Origin of the sequence: Amycolatopsis jejuensis, assembly GCF_000717335.1 — a bacterium.
Lineage (GTDB): Bacteria > Actinomycetota > Actinomycetes > Mycobacteriales > Pseudonocardiaceae > Amycolatopsis > Amycolatopsis jejuensis.
Genome location: NZ_JNYZ01000029.1, coordinates 1 through 16275, shown reverse-complemented (window position 1 = coordinate 16275; position 16275 = coordinate 1). Strand labels below are relative to the sequence as shown.

Here is a 16275-nt window from a genome sequence, read left to right as displayed (position 1 = left end):
CGGTGACGCTGGATGTCCGCCGGCTGCGCATGCTGTGCCAGCTCGACGCGCACGGAACCATGGCCGCCGCCGCGCACGCGATGAGCTACTCGCCGGCGTCGATCTCCCAGCAGCTGGCGCAGCTCGAACGCGACGTGGGGAGCACGTTGTTCGTGACGTCCGGACGGAGCGTCCGGCTCACCCCCGCGGGCACGGTGCTGGCCGCCCGCGCCCGGAAGATCCTCGACTCGCTCGACGCGGCCGAGCGTGAGGTCCGGCACCTCGGCGCCACTCCGGTCGGCCGGGTCCGGCTGGCCACCTTCCAGTCGGCCGCGCTCGCGGTGCTGCCCGCCGTCCACGGGAAACTGGCGCGGGACTTCGGCGGCATCCGGCTCGATGTGGTGCACCTGGAGCCGCGGGTGGCACTGGACAACCTCTCCCGGCACGCCGTCGACATCGCCGTACTGGAGGAATATCCCGGTTCTCCCCTGCCGAAGCCTCGCTCGGTGATCGCCCGCGTGGTACTGCAGGACCCGCTGTACCTCGCCGCCCCCGCGGGATCCCGGGCAGAACTCGACCCGGACGCCCGGTGGGCACTGGAACCGGACGGCACCGCGGCCCGCCGCTGGGCCGCGGCGACCTGCCGCACGGCAGGCTTCGAACCGGACGTGCAGTTCGAGTCCCACGATCTGATGCTGCACAAGGCCATGGTGCTCGCCGGGCTGGCACACAGTTTCCTGCCGTCACTGGCGATCGGCGACCTGACCGGGGACGACCGGGTCAGCGTGGAACGGCTCCCGGGCGAACCGGCGAGGTCGGTGCTGCTGGCGTACTCCGCGGCGGCGGCGAACGATCCGGTGGTGGCCACCGTGAGCCAGGTGGTGGAGGAGTGTTTCTCGCTGCTCGGCCGCGCCGGGTCGACGTGACGCGAAAGCCCGCCGGCGGTTTTCCGCCGGCGGGCTATTCCGGTGCGGGGCTCAGGCAGTGATCGTCGCCGGGTCGCTCGTGCTCGGGCGGCCTGTTTCGACGTGTCCGGCCAGGCGGCGGACGAACTTCGGGTCGTGGTCGGACGTGATGGTGACGTCGTACCAGTTGTGGCTGGACCAGCTGCCGAACGTGGCCGTCTGGCGGGCTCCCGGCCAGAGGAACCGGGTCGAGCGGCGGCCGTTGTCGTAGGCGTTCTCCAGGGTCAGGCGGACCGGCCGGGTGGTCCGGTTGAGCAGCTCGACCCGGACGTTCCCGGCGCGGTCGTGGTGCGCGGTCACCTCGACCCCGGCGGCTGCGCCCGCGAAGTGGCGGTAGAAGCCGTTCGGGCCGTGCACGGTGTAGTCGTACCCGGTGGGCGGCGCGGGCAGCGAACCGGTCAGGGTCCGCCCGGCCGAAACCGTGAACGTCTGCGGGGTGGCACCCGGTGTGGTCACGTGGAATCCGGCCCCGATGCCGCCGCGGCTGGCGAACGTGACCTGCAGCGCGGACCCGGTCACGACGGCGTCCGCGCCGAGGTCGTAGGCCAGCGCCCGCGCGGGACGCAGGCCGCGTTCCTGCGGCGGCAACGCCTGTTTCGCGGGGACGGCGGGGACGTAATCGGGGTGCCGCTTGTTGTCCGGCGGAACGTAACAGGCGGTGTCCGGCAGCTCCGGGACACCACGGTCGGTGCGGCGGAAGTCGAACGCCGACGTGAGGTCACCGCACACGGCGCGGCGCCACGGTGAGATGTTCGGCTCCTGGACCCGGAACCGCTTCTCCAGGAACCGGACGATCGAGGTGTGGTCGAAGGTTTCCGAGCACACCCAGCCACCCCTGCTCCACGGCGAGACGACCAGCATCGGCACGCGCTGCCCGAGCCCGTAGACCCCGGCCGGATGCGAGGCGGACCCCACGTGGATCTCGCCCGTGGTGTCCACAGTGGACTGACCGGCGACCGGGTACGGCGGCACGACGTGGTCGAAGAAGCCGTCGTTCTCGTCGTAGGTGATGAACAGCGCGGTCTTGCTCCACACAGCCGGGTCGGCGGTGAGCGCGTCGAGGACCTGCGAGAGGTACCAGGCGCCGTAGTTGACCGGCCAGTTCGGGTGCTCGGTGAACGCCTCGGGCGCGACGACCCAGGACACCTGCGGCAGCTTGCCGGTCTTGACGTCGGCGGCGAGGAGGTCGAAGAAGCCCTGCCCCTGCTTGGCATTGGTGCCGGTGACCGCCTTTTCGTACAGCGGGTTGCCGGGCTTCGCGGTGCGGTACTGGTTGAAGTACAGCAGCGAGTTGTCGCCGTAATTGCCGCGGTAGGCGTCCTCGATCCAGCCCCAGCTGCCCTCGGCGTTGAGGCCGTCACCGATGTCCTGGTAGATCTTCCACGAGACGCCGGCCTTTTCGAGCCGCTCGGGATACGTCGTCCACGAGTAGCCGAGCTCGTCGTTGCCGAGCACCGGGCCGCCGCCCTGGCCGTCGTTGCCGGTGTAGCCGGTCCACAGGTAGTAGCGGTTCGGGTCGGTCGAGCCCATGAACGAGCAGTGGTAGGCGTCGCACACGGTGAAGGCGTCGGCGAGCGCGTAGTGGAACGGGATGTCGTCGCGGGTCAGGTACGCCATCGTGGTGCTGCCTTTGGCGGGCACCCATTTGTCGTAGTTGCCGCCGTTCCACGCGGCATGCGTGTCGTTCCAGCCGTGCGGGAGGTCCTGGATGAACTTGAGGCCCAGATTGTCCGCGTCGGGCCGGAACGGCAGGATGTCGCGCTTGCCGTCGGACTGGTACCAGACCGGCTTGCCGCCGGGCAAGGTGACCGGCCGCGGGTCGCCGTAGCCCCGCACGCCGCGAAGCGTGCCGAAGTAGTGGTCGAACGAGCGATTCTCCTGCATCAGCACCACGACGTGCTCGATGTCGTCGATCGTGCCGGTCCGCCGGGCAGGCGAGATCTCGGCCGCCCGCGCAATACTGGCCGACATCAGCGAGGTCGCCGCCGTGCCACCCGCCAGCTGCAGGAATCGTCTGCGGTTGAGGTTCGTCACGCGGGAAATTATCGGCGCGGGACCCCGAAGTGCCCCCGCCGTGCAGCCGAACACCGGGCGAAGCTCGGATGAACGCCGGGATCCGGCACCCGGGCGGGTGCACCGGGCGGAGGCACTCGGCTACCATCCGTGGTGCCGCACACTCCACTGTGGACACTCACCGGCACACCGGCGCGTCCGCCTCCTCACCACGAAGGGGAACTCCTTGCTACCCCCGGCATCCGCCGTGGTTGGTCCGGACCACCTTGCCTGCCGTGCGCACGCCGCCGACATCACCGGGTGTTTTACTCCTCGATGTTCGCCGCGCATCCGGACCTGGTCGATCTCTTCAACCAGGGCGATCAGGCCGACGGCAGGCAGCAGCTCGCGCTGGCGTCGGCCGTTGTCGGGCATCTCCTCGGCGGCGGCGCGGGGTCGTTCGAGCAGATCGCCGGGCGGATTGCGCACAAGCACGTTTCTCTCGGGATCCGGGCCGAGCAGTACCCGATCGCTGGGCGTCACCTGCCTCGACCCGGCCGATCTCTGCCGACGGTGGCGCGTCGCCAAACGACTCGCTGCGGGCCGCTGCCATTCCCGCACGGCGTCCGCGGCGGACTGCTCCGCAAGGGACTGCCCGCCGACCGGATCGGGTACGAGGTCTTCGGCCCGGGCTGCTCGAGCGCGGCTGAACCGCGGGTTACGCCAGCTCCGTCAAGCGACGTTCGACGAAGCGTCGTTCCGCGCCATCGTCGGTCAACTCTCGCGCACGCAGATACGCGGCCCGCGCCTCCCCAGTACGGCCGAGACGGCGCAAAAGCTCACCTCGGGTCGAGTGGAAGTAGCGGAAGTCGTCCAGTGCCAGGCCGTCCACGAGGCGCAGGCCGGCTTCGGCGCCGGAGGCCTCGGCCACCGCGATGGCGCGGTTCAGTTCCACCACAGGTGACCCGGTCAGCTCGCCGAGGCGGCCGTACAACACCGCGAGCTCGGCCCAGTCGCACGGGACCTCGGCGTGCAGCGACGCGATGGCGGCCTGCAGGACATACGGTCCGCGGCCGTGCAGGGCCAATGCGCGGTCCAGCTCGGCGCGGCCCGCGGCGATCTGCTCGGTGTTCCACAGCGACCGGTCCTGGTCGGCGAGCAGGACGAGTTCGCCGTCGGAAAAGCGGGCTTCGCGGCGGGAGTCGTGCAGGAGCATCATCGCGAGCAGGCCGTGTACCTCCGGGTCGTCCGGCAGCAGTTCGGCGAGTGCGCGACCCAGCCACCGGGCCTCGCCGGACAGCTCGTCGCGGCCGCCGTAACCCTCGTTGAAGATCAGGTACACCACGGCCAGCACGGCGTCCAGGCGTTCGCGCAGCAGGTGGTCCGGCGGCACGCGGAACGGGATTCCCGCGGCTTTGATCTTGCGTTTCGCACGGACCAGCCGCTGCGCCATCGTGCGCCGGGGCACCAGGAAAGCGCGGGCGATCTCGTCGGTGGTCAACCCGCCGAGGGTGCGCAGGGTGAGCGCGACCTGGGCGTCGAGCGCGAGCGCCGGATGGCAGCAGGTGAAGATCAGCTCCAGGCGCTCGTCGGGGAACGTCGGCACCGGCACCTCCGGGGGCGGGGTGAGCAGCCCGATTTTCGCGGCCAGCACCCGGTCGCGGCGGAGGCGGTCCGTCGCGCGGTTGCGGGCGGTGGTGATCAGCCAGGCGCGCGGGTTGCCGGGTACGCCGTCGCGCGGCCACCGGTCGGCGGCCAGCGCGAACGCCTCCTGCGCGGCTTCCTCGGCGAGGTCGAAATCACCGAGGAAGCCGATCAGGGTGGCCAGTACCCGGCCCCATTCCTCACGGAAGACCTGGTCGAGCGGGACTACCAATACACCTCCGACGGCCGGATTTCGACGGCGCCACCATAACGCGCCGCCGGGACCCGCGCCGCCACCTCGATCGCCGCGTCCAGGTCGTCGGCCTCCAGGATGAACAGGCTGCCCACGGCCTCCTTCATCCCGGCGAACGGGCCGTCCGTGGTCAGCGTCCGCCCGCCCTCGACGCGCACCGTGGTCGCGTTCTCCGGCAGCCCCATCGGCGGCACCGACGTGACGCCAGGCATCTCGTTGATGCCCTGGTAGTCGGCGTACACCTGCTTCTGCTCTTCCTCGGACAGCGCGGCCTGCCGCTCCTGCGCACCGCCTTGGTAGACCAGCATCACGTACTTCATCGCATCCTCCTCGTCCCGGCCGGGCCGGTCGCAGTAAGACGAACGACGACCCCCGGAATCGACAGCTCAGCCCACCGGGAACGTACGGCAGACCCCCGACACGACTGCCTTCCGCCGCGTCCCCGGCTCCGGCAGCACATCCCCGGTCACCCGGGCGGTCACCCGCGGCCCGTCGGGCGCGACCAGCAGCCGGACCGAAGCGTCGTGCCCGTAGTAGCTGAGGTCTTCGACCTCGACCGCGACCCCGTCCGGCGAAGAAGCGTCCGCCAGCCGGATCTGCTCGGGCCGCACCAGCACCTGTACCTTCCCCGGCGGCGCATCCCGCACCGCCACCGCGCCGAGCGCGCACGTGGCCAGTCCATTGTGGACTTCCGCGGGCAGGAGGACCGCGTCCCCGACGAAGCTGGCCACCCCCGGGTCGCGAGGGGTCCGGTAAACCGCGGACGGCGTGTCGAGCTGCACGAGCTGCCCGGCCCGCATCACGGCGACCTGGTCCGCGAGTGAGAGGGCTTCGGACTGGTCGTGGGTGACCAGCACGGCAGTCGCGCCGGTCGCTCGCAGGGCCGCGGCGACCGCGCGGCCGGTTCCCTCGCGCAGGCCCGCGTCAAGAGACGAGAACGGTTCGTCAAGCAGCACCACCGCGGGCGACGGCGCGAGCGCGCGGGCCAAGGCGACCCGCTGTTGCTGCCCGCCGGACAACTGGTGCGGATAGCGCTGAGCCACCCCGAGATCGAGGTCGACGAGTTCGAGCAGTTCCGGCAGCCGGTCGGCCCGGGCGGCTCGCGGCAAGCCGAACGTGACGTTGGCGGCGACGGTCAGATGCGGGAACAGCGCGCCCTCCTGCGGCACGAACCCGACGCGCCGCCGCTGCGGCGGGACCGGTCGTCCGGGGCCCGCCACGGTGTCCGGGCCGAAGGCGATGGTGCCGCTGTCCGGGTCGGCGAACCCGGCGACGATCCGCAGCAGCGTCGTCTTCCCGCATCCCGAAGGTCCCAGCACCGCGGTGAGGCCGTGCGCGGGAACGTGCAGGTCGATGCCGTCGAGCACGCGGGTGGTCCCGAAGGCTTTCGTCAGCCCGGACACGGTCAGCGAGGTCATAGCGCAGAACTCCTCCGGGTGTCGCGGGTCAGCAGATACGTGGCGGGAGCGGACAGCAGCACCATCACCGCCGCGTACGGGGCGGCCGCGGCATAAGCGGCGCTGTCGCTGTCGGTCCAGAATTGCGTTGCCAGAGTGCGGGTTCCGATCGGGGACAGCAGCAGGGTCGCGGTCAGCTCGGTGACCACCGCGATGAACACCAGCGCCGCGGCCGCGCCGAGCCCGGGTGCCGCGAGGGGCAGCGTGACCCGCAGCAGCGTCGGTACCCGGCCGAGCCCCTGGCTGTGCGCGACGTCCTCGAGAATCGGTGGCGCCTGCGCGAACGCGGTCCGCACGTTCACGACCGCCCTCGGCAGGTAGAGGATCACGTACGCGGCGACCAGCAGCACGATGGTCTGGTACCAGATCGGCACGACCCGGATTCCCACCGTGACCAAAGCGAGCGCCACAACGATGCCGGGCAGCGCGTTGCCGAAGTACGTACTCCGTTCCAGCACCGTCGATGTCCGGCTCCGGTAACGCTCGGCCAGCCACGACACGGGAATCGCCGCGACCACCGCGCAGAACGCCGCGAGCGCCCCGAGACCCAGTGACGTTCCGGTGGTTTCCAGCAGCAGGCTCACCGAAACGTCCGACGAGGTCCCGGCCACCAGCCAGTACGCGAGACTGCCCAGCGGAACCCCGAGGGCCAGCACCGACAGCACGCCGAGGGCCGCCAGCACCGGCCCCGTCCACGCGCCGAGCCGCACCCGCGACGGCGGTCGCGCGACCCCGGCGCCGACCCGCGAGTACCGCGCCTTCCCCCGCGCCCGCAGCTCACCGAGCAGGAGCAGCAGGCAGCACAGGACGAGCACGGCGGCCAGCATGTTCGCCGCCGGACCGCTGAAGGATGACTGGTACTGGTCGTAAATCGCCGTGGTGAACGTCGGGAACCGGAGCAGCTGCAGGGCGCCGAACTCGGCCAGCAGGTGCAGGGCGACCAGCAGGCAGCCGCCCGCGAGCGCCGGTCGGAGCTGCGGCAGGACCACCCGCCGGAACGTCCGGAATGGACTGTCGCCGAGGCTGCGCGCGGTTTCCTCCAGCGCCGGGTCGAGCCCGCGCAGGGCAGCGGCGACCGGCAGGTACACGAACGGGAAATAGGACAGGGTAACGATGAGCAGCGCACCGGTGTACCCGCTCGCCGCCGGGACCAGCGACACCCAGCCGTAGCTGTTCACGAACGCCGGAACCGCCAGCGGTGCGGCCATCAGCACTGTCCACCAGCGACGGCCGGGTACCGTCGACCGTTCGACCAGCCAGGCCGCGCCGGTCCCGAGAATTCCGCTCAGTACCACCGCTCCCCCGGTGAGGCGGACGGTGTTCCACAGCAGCTCCGCGGTCCGCGCCCGCAGCACCAGGCGGCGTACCTCACCCCATCCGGCGTCCACTGTGGACCATAAAACGAAGCCGAGCGGGACCACGGCGACCGCCGCGACCGCCGCCGCGGCCCCGACCGTCCACAAGGGAATCCTTGCGCGGGCCTCGGTCACTCAGATCAGGCCCGCCTGCTGCATCATCTCGACGACCTTCGGACCGTTCAGTTTCGCCGGGTCGACCGCGGGCGGGTCCAGCTCGGCCAGCGGCTTGAGCTTGGGGTTCGGCTGGGCGCCATGCGCGATCGGGTACTCGAGAGCCTTGCTGTCGGCGAGAATCTTCTGCCCCGCCGGACCGGTCAGGTACGCGACGAACCGCTGTGCGTCGGCGGCGTGCTTCGCATTCTTGAGCACGCCCGCGCCGGAAATGCTGAGGAAACCGCCGGGATCCTTGCCACCGAAGAACTTCAGCTCGGTGGCGGCACTGTTCGCCCCCGCCTCCGCACGATCCTTGTACCAGTAGTAGTGGTAGATCACCCCGGCCTCGAGCTCGCCGGAGTTCACCGCCTTCAGCACCGCAATGTTGCCCGGGTACACCTTCGCGTTCGCCTTGAGCCCGGCCAGCCACTGCCGGGTCGCGTCCTCGCCCTTGACCTCCAGGACAGCGCTGACGATCGCCTGGAAGTCCGCACCCGCGGCGGCCACCCCGATCTTGCCCTGCCAGCGCGGCTGCGCGAGGTCCATCAGCGACGCGGGCACGTCGGCGGCGGGGAGCTTCTTCGCGTTGTACGCCAGCACTGTCGACCGCGCGGCGAATCCGGTCCAGTTCTTGCTCGACGGGACGAACCCGGCCGGGACCTGGCTGAGCGTCTTGTCGTCGACCTTGGCGAACAGGCCCTTGCCGTCGACCAGGCTCATCGCGGGCGAGTTCTCCGTGACGAAGACGTCCGCCGGGCTCGCCGCGTCCTCCTGCACCAGCTGGTTCGCGAGCTCGAAGTCCTTGCCGGAGCGGAGGTCGACCTTGATGCCGGTCTCCTGGGTGAACCCCGCCACCAGCGCCTTCACCAGGTCCTCGTGCTGCGCGTTGTACAGCGTCAGCCCGCCGGCGGCCTCGCCGGAGCCGGCGCCGCACGCGCTCGCCGTGAGCACCACGACGGCACCGGCAACCGCCAGCGCCGCACGCCTGGTGAACCGCATGGGGACCCGCCTCCGAAAGTTAGCCTTAGCTTGGTCAGGACACCATAAGGGCAATCCGGGCAGCAAGCAGCGTGACGCCCGTTACGCCGAACCGATGATCCTTCCCGGCGCACAGTGCGTTGCTTTCCCACGGAAAATCCGGCCGCGGCCTGAATGTATTTCGGCTTTACCGTCCGCTAACTTTCCTTGTGGCGCAGGCAACTTCACCTTTCGGTTTGGTTAGCCTATGCTTCGCTCCGGCCGCGCATTGCCGCCCGGCCGTCGCGAGCGAGGACGAGAGACGATGACCCAGGACGCCCTGATCCCGTTGCCTGCCAAGGCACCTCTCCGCGTCAGACTGTCCACTGCGGACACTCGCGTCCGGTTCGCGCAGGAACTTGCCTTGCCCGGCAACCGTCCCGCGATCATCGCCGACGGCACGACGGTCAGCTACCTCGAACTCGACCACCACGTCAGCGAGCTCGCCGCGAAGCTCGGCACCACCCGTCGCCTGGTGCAGCTCGAAGCCCGCAACGACCTCGCGACCGTGATCGGCTACCTCGCCGCCCTGCGCGGCGGGCATCCGGTCCTGCTGACCGCCGCCGAATCCCTTACCGCGCACTACGATCCGGACGTCATCCTCCGCAACGGCGACATCGACGTCCGGCGCCGGGGCACGCGGCATACGCTGCATCCCGAACTCGCGCTGCTGCTGTCCACGTCGGGCTCCACCGGGTCGCCCAAGCTGGTCCGGCTCGGCGCCACGGGGGTGCAGGCCAACGCGGAGGCCATCGCCCGGTACCTCGGCATCCGGCCGGGCGACCGCGCGGCCCTGTCCCTGCCCCTGCACTACTGCTACGGGCTTTCCGTCCTCGCCAGCAACCTCGCCGCCGGGGCAGCCGTCGTCCTCACCGAGCGATCCGTGGTCGACCCCGGATTCTGGACCACCCTCCGCGAGCATCGCGCCACGAGCCTCCACGGCGTCCCGCACACCTTTGCGCTGCTGGACCAAATCGGCTTCGACGAACACACCGCACCGCATCTCCGCTACGTCACCCAAGCAGGCGGACGGCTCGCCCCGGAAACCGTCCGCCGGTACGCGCGGATGGCCCGGCGCGGCGGCTGGCAGTTCTTCGTGATGTACGGCCAGACCGAAGCAACCGCGCGAATGGCTTACCTGCCACCGGAACTGGCCGAAACACACCCCGGCGCGATCGGCACCCCCATCGACGGCGGCAGCTTCACCATCGCCGGCCCGGACGCCTCCGGCACGGGCGAACTCGTCTACCGCGGCCCGAACACCATGCTGGGCTACGCCCGGCACCCGCACGATCTCGCGCGCGGCCGGACGATCGACGCCCTCGCCACCGGTGACCTGGCCCGCCGCACTCCCGCCGGGCTCTACGAAATCGTCGGCCGGAAAAGCCGGTTCGGCAAGCCGTTCGGGCACCGGATCGACCTCGACGAGATCGAACACCTGTTGTCCCATCACGGTTTCACAGCCGCCTGCACCGGTGACGACGAGGTGCTCAACGTGTTCGTCACCGCCGATGCGGAGCAAGCACACGAGATCGTCCGCGCGAAAACCGGTCTGCCCTCGCCGAGTATCCGGCCGCACCTGATCGACCGGATCCCCCGCCACCCCAACGGAAAGATCGACTACCCAGCCCTCCACGGCTCGGCCACCGACCCCCGGCCGGCCACCTCGGTCCGGAGCGCGTTCCGGAAAGTCCTGCCCCAGCACGACATCACCGGCGACGACACCTTCACCGGCCTCGGCGGCGACTCGCTCAGCTACGTGCGGATGTCCATCGAACTGGAGGCCGTCCTCGGTCATCTGCCGCCCTCGTGGCCCACGATGACCGTGCAGGAACTGGAATCCCGGCGTACCCCGGCCACCCGCCTCGCCCATCTCGACACCGGAATCGCCCTCCGGGCCGTCGCCATCCTTCTCGTGGTGGGCACCCATCTCGGCGCGTACCACCTCCTCGGCGGCGCGCACCTGCTGCTGGCCGTGTCCGGGTGGGCCTTCGCCCGCTTCACCCTCGCCCCGGCGAACGGCCCCAGCGGACGGCTCCTGCGCAGCGCCGCCGCCATCGCACTGCCCGCAATGGCCTGGATCACCTGGCGCGCCACGGTCAGCGACACCGTCGGAACGGCGAACATCCTGCTGGTCAACAACCTGGTCCACACGGCACCGGCCACCGGCTACTGGTACGTCGAAGTTCTCGTGCTGCTGTTGCTGATCCTCGCCGCCGTCTTCGCGATCCCGGCCGTCCGCCGGTTCGAACGCCGCCACGGGTTTTCCACCGCGGCCGCGATGCTCGCCGTCGCCCTCATCGCCGCGATGGCGTGGCCGGGGTGGTTCAGCCTGCCCGGCAGCGCCTGGTTCTTCGCGCTCGGCTGGCTCGTGTACCGCGCCACGACCCCGGCTCGCAAACTCCTCGTGGCCGCGGCGATTCTCACCCTCGTCCCGGGCTTTTTCGCCGACCCCGGCCGGGAAACGATCGTCATCGCGGGCCTGTTCCTTCTGCTCGCCACGGTTCGGCTGCCGGTCCCCCGCGCGCTGGTCCGCCCGGCCGGGCTGATCGCCGACGCGTCGCTCGCCATCTACCTCACGCACTACGCGGTGTTCCCGTTCCTGCTGACCTACCTGCCGCCCGCGCTCACCCTGCTGGCCTGTGTGGCACTCGGGATCACGCTCCGCCAGTCACTCCGGCAAGCCGCCCGGTTGGTGCGACACTCTCGTCGTTGACGTCGTTCACCACGGGTTGGCGGGCAGGGATTCAGCCTGCAGCAGCGGCGTCCACCGCCCGGGCGTTCAAGGCACGTTCGATTTCCGCCTGAGCTTCCCGGAGCAGCCGGGCGAGCGGTGCCGGTGGCTGCTCCTTTTCCAGGTACGCGGCGGTCTGGTCGACGGTCCGCTGGTCCACCGCGAAACTCGGGTACAGCATCCGCACGATCGAGCTCGCCACACTTTCGCTGCGCTCGGCCCAGATCGTGCCGAGCTCGTCGAAATACCGCGTGACGTACGGCTCGGTGACCGCGAGCTGACCAGGCCGCTGGAACCCCTGCACGAGCGAGACGACGGTGGCCCGCGGCACCTCGGCGTCATCCATCACCCGATGCCACGCTTCGGCTTTCGCCGCTTCGGTGGGACGCGCCGCCCGGCACAGATCCGCCTGGGACTCCCCGGCCGCCGTCGCGTCGCGCTCCGCGTACTCCTGCGCTATCTCGTCCTCGGTCGCGGCGCCGAGGGTCGCCAGCCGTTCGAGCAGCATCCAGCGAAGTTCCGTTTCGATCGCCAGCCCGTCGATCTCCTCCGCACCGGACAGCAGAGCACGCACCAGCGCGACGTGGTCCTCGCTGTGCGCACTGCGGATGAACGCCCGCGCGAACACCAGCTGAAGGTCACTGCCCGGTTCGAGTTCCCGCAGCCGGGCATGCATCGCGTCGGCGTACAGTGCCAGGCCGGTCGGCTGCCAGTCCGGCGCGAGGTAGCTGTGCACGGCGGTGAACGCCTGGGCGAGCACCGGCTCGACGATGCTGACCTCGGTCTCGGTGCCGATCCACCGCAGCACCAGCTGCAGGTAGTCGCGAGCCGTCAGCTCGCCGTCGCGGGTCATGTCCCAGAGCGCACCCCAGCAGAGCGCACGGGGCAGCGAGTCCGGGAACGCGCCGAGGTGCTCGGTGACCATGGCGAGCGAGCCCGGGTCGAAGCGCAGCTTGGCGTAGGTGAGGTCGTCGTCGTTCACGAGCACGACGTCCGGCGCGGTGACCCCGGTCAGTGCGGGCACCTCGGTCCGTGCGCCGGCCACGTCGAGCTCGATCCGGTCGCGCCGGACCAGGACCCCGTCGCGGAGGTCGTAGAGGCCGACCGCCACCCGGTGCGACCGCAGCCGCGGCTGGTCCGCACTCGCCTCCTGGGCGATCGCGAAACGCGCGAACTCGCCGTGCCCGCCGATTTCGAAAACCGGCCGGAGGGTGTTGATTCCGGGGGTTTCGAGCCATTCCGCCGACCACGAGGTGAGGCTGCGCCCCGACGATTCTTCCAGTGCATCGAGCAAATCCGGCAAGGTGGTGTTGGCGTATTCGTGCTTGCGGAAATACGTCCGCAGCCCCGCGTCGAAAGCCTCCCGGCCGACCCACGCGGCAAGCTGCTTGAGCACGGCGGCACCCTTGTCGTACGTGATCGCGTCGAGGTTGACCCCGATCGAATCGGTGTCCGGCATGTCCGCGGTGACGGGGTGGGTGGAGGGCAGCTGGTCCTGGCGGGCGGCGTTCGTCTTGGTCCCGGTGACGAAGGCGGTCCAGGCCGAGCGGAACCGGGTGTTTTCGGCGAGTGCGACGGCCGAATAGCAGGTCGCGAACGACTCGTTGAGCCAGACGTCGTCCCACCACTGCATCGTGACGAGGTCGCCGAACCACATGTGGGTGAGCTCGTGCAGGATGACGTGCGCCCGGCGCTGTCGCGTGGACTCCGGAACCTTCGAGCGGTAGAGCACGATTTCGCCGAGGGTCACGCACCCCGCGTTTTCCATTCCGCCGTACATTTCGGGAACCACGAGCTGGTCGTATTTGCCGAACGGGTAGCGGTACCCGAGACTTTCGTGCAGGAAATCGAAACCCTGCTTCGTGATCTCGAAGAGCTCGTCGGCATCGAGGTGGTCCGCGAGAGACGGGCGGCAGTAGAGCCCGAGCGGGATTCCGTCGTGCTCGTCGTGGACGTGGTGGTAGGGGCCGGCCACGAGCGCGGTGATGTACGTCGGCATCACCACGGTCTGCTCGAACTGCCACCTAGCCGTGGCGTCCGCTTCGGGGCGCACCACGGCCGGGGTGTTGGAGACGACCTGCCAGTGGTCGGGCCCGGTCACGGCGAAGGTGAAGCGCGCCTTGAGGTCCGGCTGGTCGAAACAGGCGAACGCGCGGTTCGCGTCGAACGCCTCGAACTGGGTGTAGAGATACGGTTCCTGGTCCTCCGGGTCGACGAAGCGGTGCAGGCCCTCGCCGGTGCGCATGTACCCGCAGTCGGCGACCACTTCCAGTTCGTTTTCGGCCGCCAGGGACGGCAGCCGCAGCCGATGCCCGTCGTACAGCTCGGCCGGATCGAGTGGCTCGCCGTTGAGCGTGGCGCGCACGAGCCGGTCCGCGGTGAGATCGACGTGCGTGCCCGCGCCCGGCTTCCGGCTCGTGAAACGGATGACCGACGCCGATCGGAAGGTGGCCGCCCCGGAGGCGGCTCCGGTCAGGTCGAAGTGGACCTCGTAATCCGAGACCGCAAGGAGAGCCGCCCTCTCCCGTGCTTCGCCGCGGCTGATGTTGCTGCCTGCCACCAGGACCTCCTACCTGTTCTAAACAGATAGTAGATGCATTCAACGTCACGTTGTCAAGGAGGAAGGATCCGGCGGCGCGGGGTGCCCGGCACCAGGATCTGCTCGGCTTGCCCGGCGGCAAGTGCCGTCGTCACTCGCCCAGGAAGAGGTCCGCGAGCTTCCGGTTGGGCAGGTATTCCCGGGTCGTCGCGCCTTCGCCACGCAGCGCGCGGTACGCCGTGGGCGTGGTCTGCTTCATCTCCCGGAACCGGCGGTTGAAGTTCGGCAGGTTCGCGAACCCGCATTCCGTGGCGATCGCCGCGACCGGCAGGTCCGTGTCGCTCAGCAGGTGGCACGCGGCGTTCAGCCGCACCAGCGCGATGAACCGGGTGAGGGTGAAGCCGGTCGACCGGGAGAAGAGGCGGCTCGTGGCGCTCGCGTTCATGTGCACGGCATCGGCGATGTCCTGCAGGCTGATCTGCGCACGGTAATGCTCGTGGACGTACGCGACGATCGTCTCGATCCGGTCTTCGGCACCGGTGCCGGACGGGGGCTGGCCGCTGCCGAGCCGGACGTACGGCTGGCGGCTCAGCGCGAGGAGCACGTCCAGGAGTGCGACGGACTTCTCCGCGGAGCCGAGGTCGTCGAGCGTCAGCAGGGCGGCGGGCACCTCGGGGAAGCTGAGCCCCGCGGCCGAGGCGTCCAGCAGCGCGGCGACCCCGGCGAAGGCCGGGAGGTCGAAGAACGCGTCGCCGAAAATGTCCCGGGTGAACTGCACGACGACGATTTCGATCGGCCCGGCATCGGGCGGCGAGGCGTGTGCGTGGGCGAGATGCGGGCCGATCAGCACGAGGTCGCCGGCGTCGTACGGCTCGACCGAATCGCCGACGAACCGGGTGCCCGCCCCGTGCAGGACGCAGGTGAGCTCGAACTCCGGATGCCGGTGCCGGCGCAGCGGCATCCAGGGCAGCGTGAGCCGGAAATGCCGCCAGCCGAGCGGGTACAGCGGCTCGAGATGCTCGTAGGCGACCGACATCCGCTTCCTTCCGTGATGGCCGGAATTTTACCAGCTCCGGCGAGTCACGGCGCTGTCCCGCCGGTGGCGCTCAGTCCCCGTCCCAGGCGACCCGGACGGTTCCGGGCGCGTAGGTCGGCAGGTCCCCGGCAAAGGCCATGGGCTCCTGTTGCTGCGCCTCGACCAGCCGCAGCTTCGGCACGCGCTGGAGCAGCTGGGTGATGGCTTCGCCGATGACGACGCGGGCGAGCTGCTGCCCGATGCAGGCGTGGATGCCGTTGCCGAAGGCGAGGTGTCCGGTTGCTTCGCGGGTGACGTCGAAGGTGTCGGGGTCGGGGAAGCGGGTGGCGTCGCGGTTGGCGGCCACTGTGGGAATCCGCTCGGGTTCGCGTCGCAGGAGGTCCAGCTGGGCGGGGTCGGACAGCAGCGACACCATGATCGTCCCGATCATGTACGCGACCGCGTCCCGCCCCGAACCCATCAGCACCGTGGCGATGCCCAGCCGCTCGGACCCGGTGAGCTCCGAACGCAGGAGGTCACTCACCGTGTCGTCGCCGAGGTCGTCCTTCTTGAGCTCGAGCACCTCGGCCGCGAAGTGCACCATGTCCCCGAATTTCAGGTCCTCGGTGGCGAAGATGGCGGTGAACTCGGCAACCTTCGGGTCCGGGATGCCCAGCACCCGGCAATGCGCGAAAACCGAGACGGGAAGGGCGAAATCCTCGAACAGGTCGGCGGTCGGCCCGGCAGCGAGGAGGTCCCCGAGCCGCCCTTCGATGTATTCGCCGATCGCCTGCCGCTGCCCGCGGACCGCACGCACCGAAAACCGGCCGACCGCAGCCCGGCGGACCTTCGTGTGCTGCGGCGGGTCGAGCCCGAGCACGTTCCCCTCGACCAGGGCCCGGCCCTTCTCCTCGTCGATCGGCCTGCCCATCTCGTACGGCGACGGGCCCAGCGGAGTCCGCCGGTCGGCCATGCTGAACCGGGTGTCCTGCAGTACTTGCCGCGCCAGTTCGTACCCGGTGATGAACCAGCCGATGGTGCCGTTCTCAGCGGCGAGCCGCGTCGCGGGCGCCTCTGTCCGCCACTTCGCGAACTCCGGCGAGGGCTGGAACGGGGTGCCGTCTTGGGGCATCACCGGCGGATGCGGATACGGGCATCCGGTGGTCTCG

11 protein-coding genes are annotated in these 16275 nt (G+C 70.1%); 2 read left to right on the top strand and 9 right to left on the bottom strand.

Annotated features, from left to right (window positions below; all coding sequences use genetic code 11):
• Positions 1-2 precede the first annotated feature (2 nt).
• Positions 3-905, top strand: coding sequence for a LysR family transcriptional regulator (locus OO71_RS33830; protein ID WP_211260736.1), 903 nt, complete (start codon positions 3-5; stop codon positions 903-905).
• A gap of 51 nt (positions 906-956) precedes the next feature.
• Here the strand turns inward: OO71_RS33830 and OO71_RS33825 are convergent, their stop codons facing one another.
• The 6 genes from OO71_RS33825 to OO71_RS33800 form a co-directional block, all read right to left on the bottom strand.
• The gene (locus OO71_RS33825) at positions 957-2978 is read right to left on the bottom strand and encodes a phosphocholine-specific phospholipase C (RefSeq protein ID WP_033294064.1); all 2022 of its coding nucleotides are present in this window, start codon (positions 2976-2978) and stop codon (positions 957-959) included.
• Between the two features lie 676 nt (positions 2979-3654).
• Entirely contained in the window at positions 3655-4812 is a 1158-nt protein-coding gene (locus tag OO71_RS33820) for an RNA polymerase sigma factor (protein ID WP_033294063.1), read from the bottom strand.
• Complete coding sequence (locus OO71_RS33815) at positions 4806-5153, bottom strand: YciI family protein (protein ID WP_033294062.1); 348 nt, start codon at positions 5151-5153, stop codon at positions 4806-4808. Before OO71_RS33815 ends, OO71_RS33820 begins: the two co-directional genes overlap by 7 nt.
• Before the next feature lie 66 nt (positions 5154-5219).
• On the bottom strand, positions 5220-6251 hold the full coding sequence (locus OO71_RS33810; protein ID WP_033294061.1) for an ABC transporter ATP-binding protein: 1032 nt from the start codon (positions 6249-6251) through the stop codon (positions 5220-5222).
• The gene (locus OO71_RS33805; protein WP_051792560.1) at positions 6248-7780 is read right to left on the bottom strand and encodes an ABC transporter permease; all 1533 of its coding nucleotides are present in this window, start codon (positions 7778-7780) and stop codon (positions 6248-6250) included. Before OO71_RS33805 ends, OO71_RS33810 begins: the two co-directional genes overlap by 4 nt.
• Complete coding sequence (locus OO71_RS33800) at positions 7781-8800, bottom strand: iron ABC transporter substrate-binding protein (RefSeq protein ID WP_084145466.1); 1020 nt, start codon at positions 8798-8800, stop codon at positions 7781-7783. It lies immediately after the preceding gene.
• 283 nt (positions 8801-9083) lie between these two features.
• On the opposite strand from OO71_RS33800, the gene OO71_RS33795 reads away from it, so the two are divergent.
• Entirely contained in the window at positions 9084-11534 is a 2451-nt protein-coding gene (locus OO71_RS33795; RefSeq protein ID WP_084145465.1) for an AMP-binding protein, read from the top strand.
• A 31-nt stretch (positions 11535-11565) separates the two neighbouring features.
• On the opposite strand, the gene pepN is transcribed toward OO71_RS33795, so the two are convergent.
• From pepN to OO71_RS33780, 3 genes are all read right to left on the bottom strand, one after another.
• Positions 11566-14112, bottom strand: a complete 2547-nt coding sequence (pepN, locus tag OO71_RS33790) for an aminopeptidase N (RefSeq protein WP_033294059.1) — start codon at positions 14110-14112, stop codon at positions 11566-11568.
• Between the two features lie 130 nt (positions 14113-14242).
• Positions 14243-15127, bottom strand: coding sequence for an AraC family transcriptional regulator (locus tag OO71_RS33785; RefSeq protein WP_033294058.1), 885 nt, complete (start codon positions 15125-15127; stop codon positions 14243-14245).
• A gap of 70 nt (positions 15128-15197) precedes the next feature.
• Positions 15198-16275: cytochrome P450 (locus OO71_RS33780; RefSeq protein WP_033294057.1), on the bottom strand; the 1078-nt coding region annotated here is incomplete at its 5' end.

Coding starts and splice junctions, on each gene's coding strand:
- OO71_RS33815 (WP_033294062.1), bottom strand. CDS start 5,153: ATGAAGTACGTGATGCTGGTCTACCAAGGCGGTGCGCAGGAGCGGCAG.
- OO71_RS33810 (WP_033294061.1), bottom strand. CDS start 6,251: ATGACCTCGCTGACCGTGTCCGGGCTGACGAAAGCCTTCGGGACCACC.
- OO71_RS33800 (WP_084145466.1), bottom strand. CDS start 8,800: ATGCGGTTCACCAGGCGTGCGGCGCTGGCGGTTGCCGGTGCCGTCGTG.
- OO71_RS33795 (WP_084145465.1), top strand. CDS start 9,084: ATGACCCAGGACGCCCTGATCCCGTTGCCTGCCAAGGCACCTCTCCGC.
- OO71_RS33785 (WP_033294058.1), bottom strand. CDS start 15,127: ATGTCGGTCGCCTACGAGCATCTCGAGCCGCTGTACCCGCTCGGCTGG.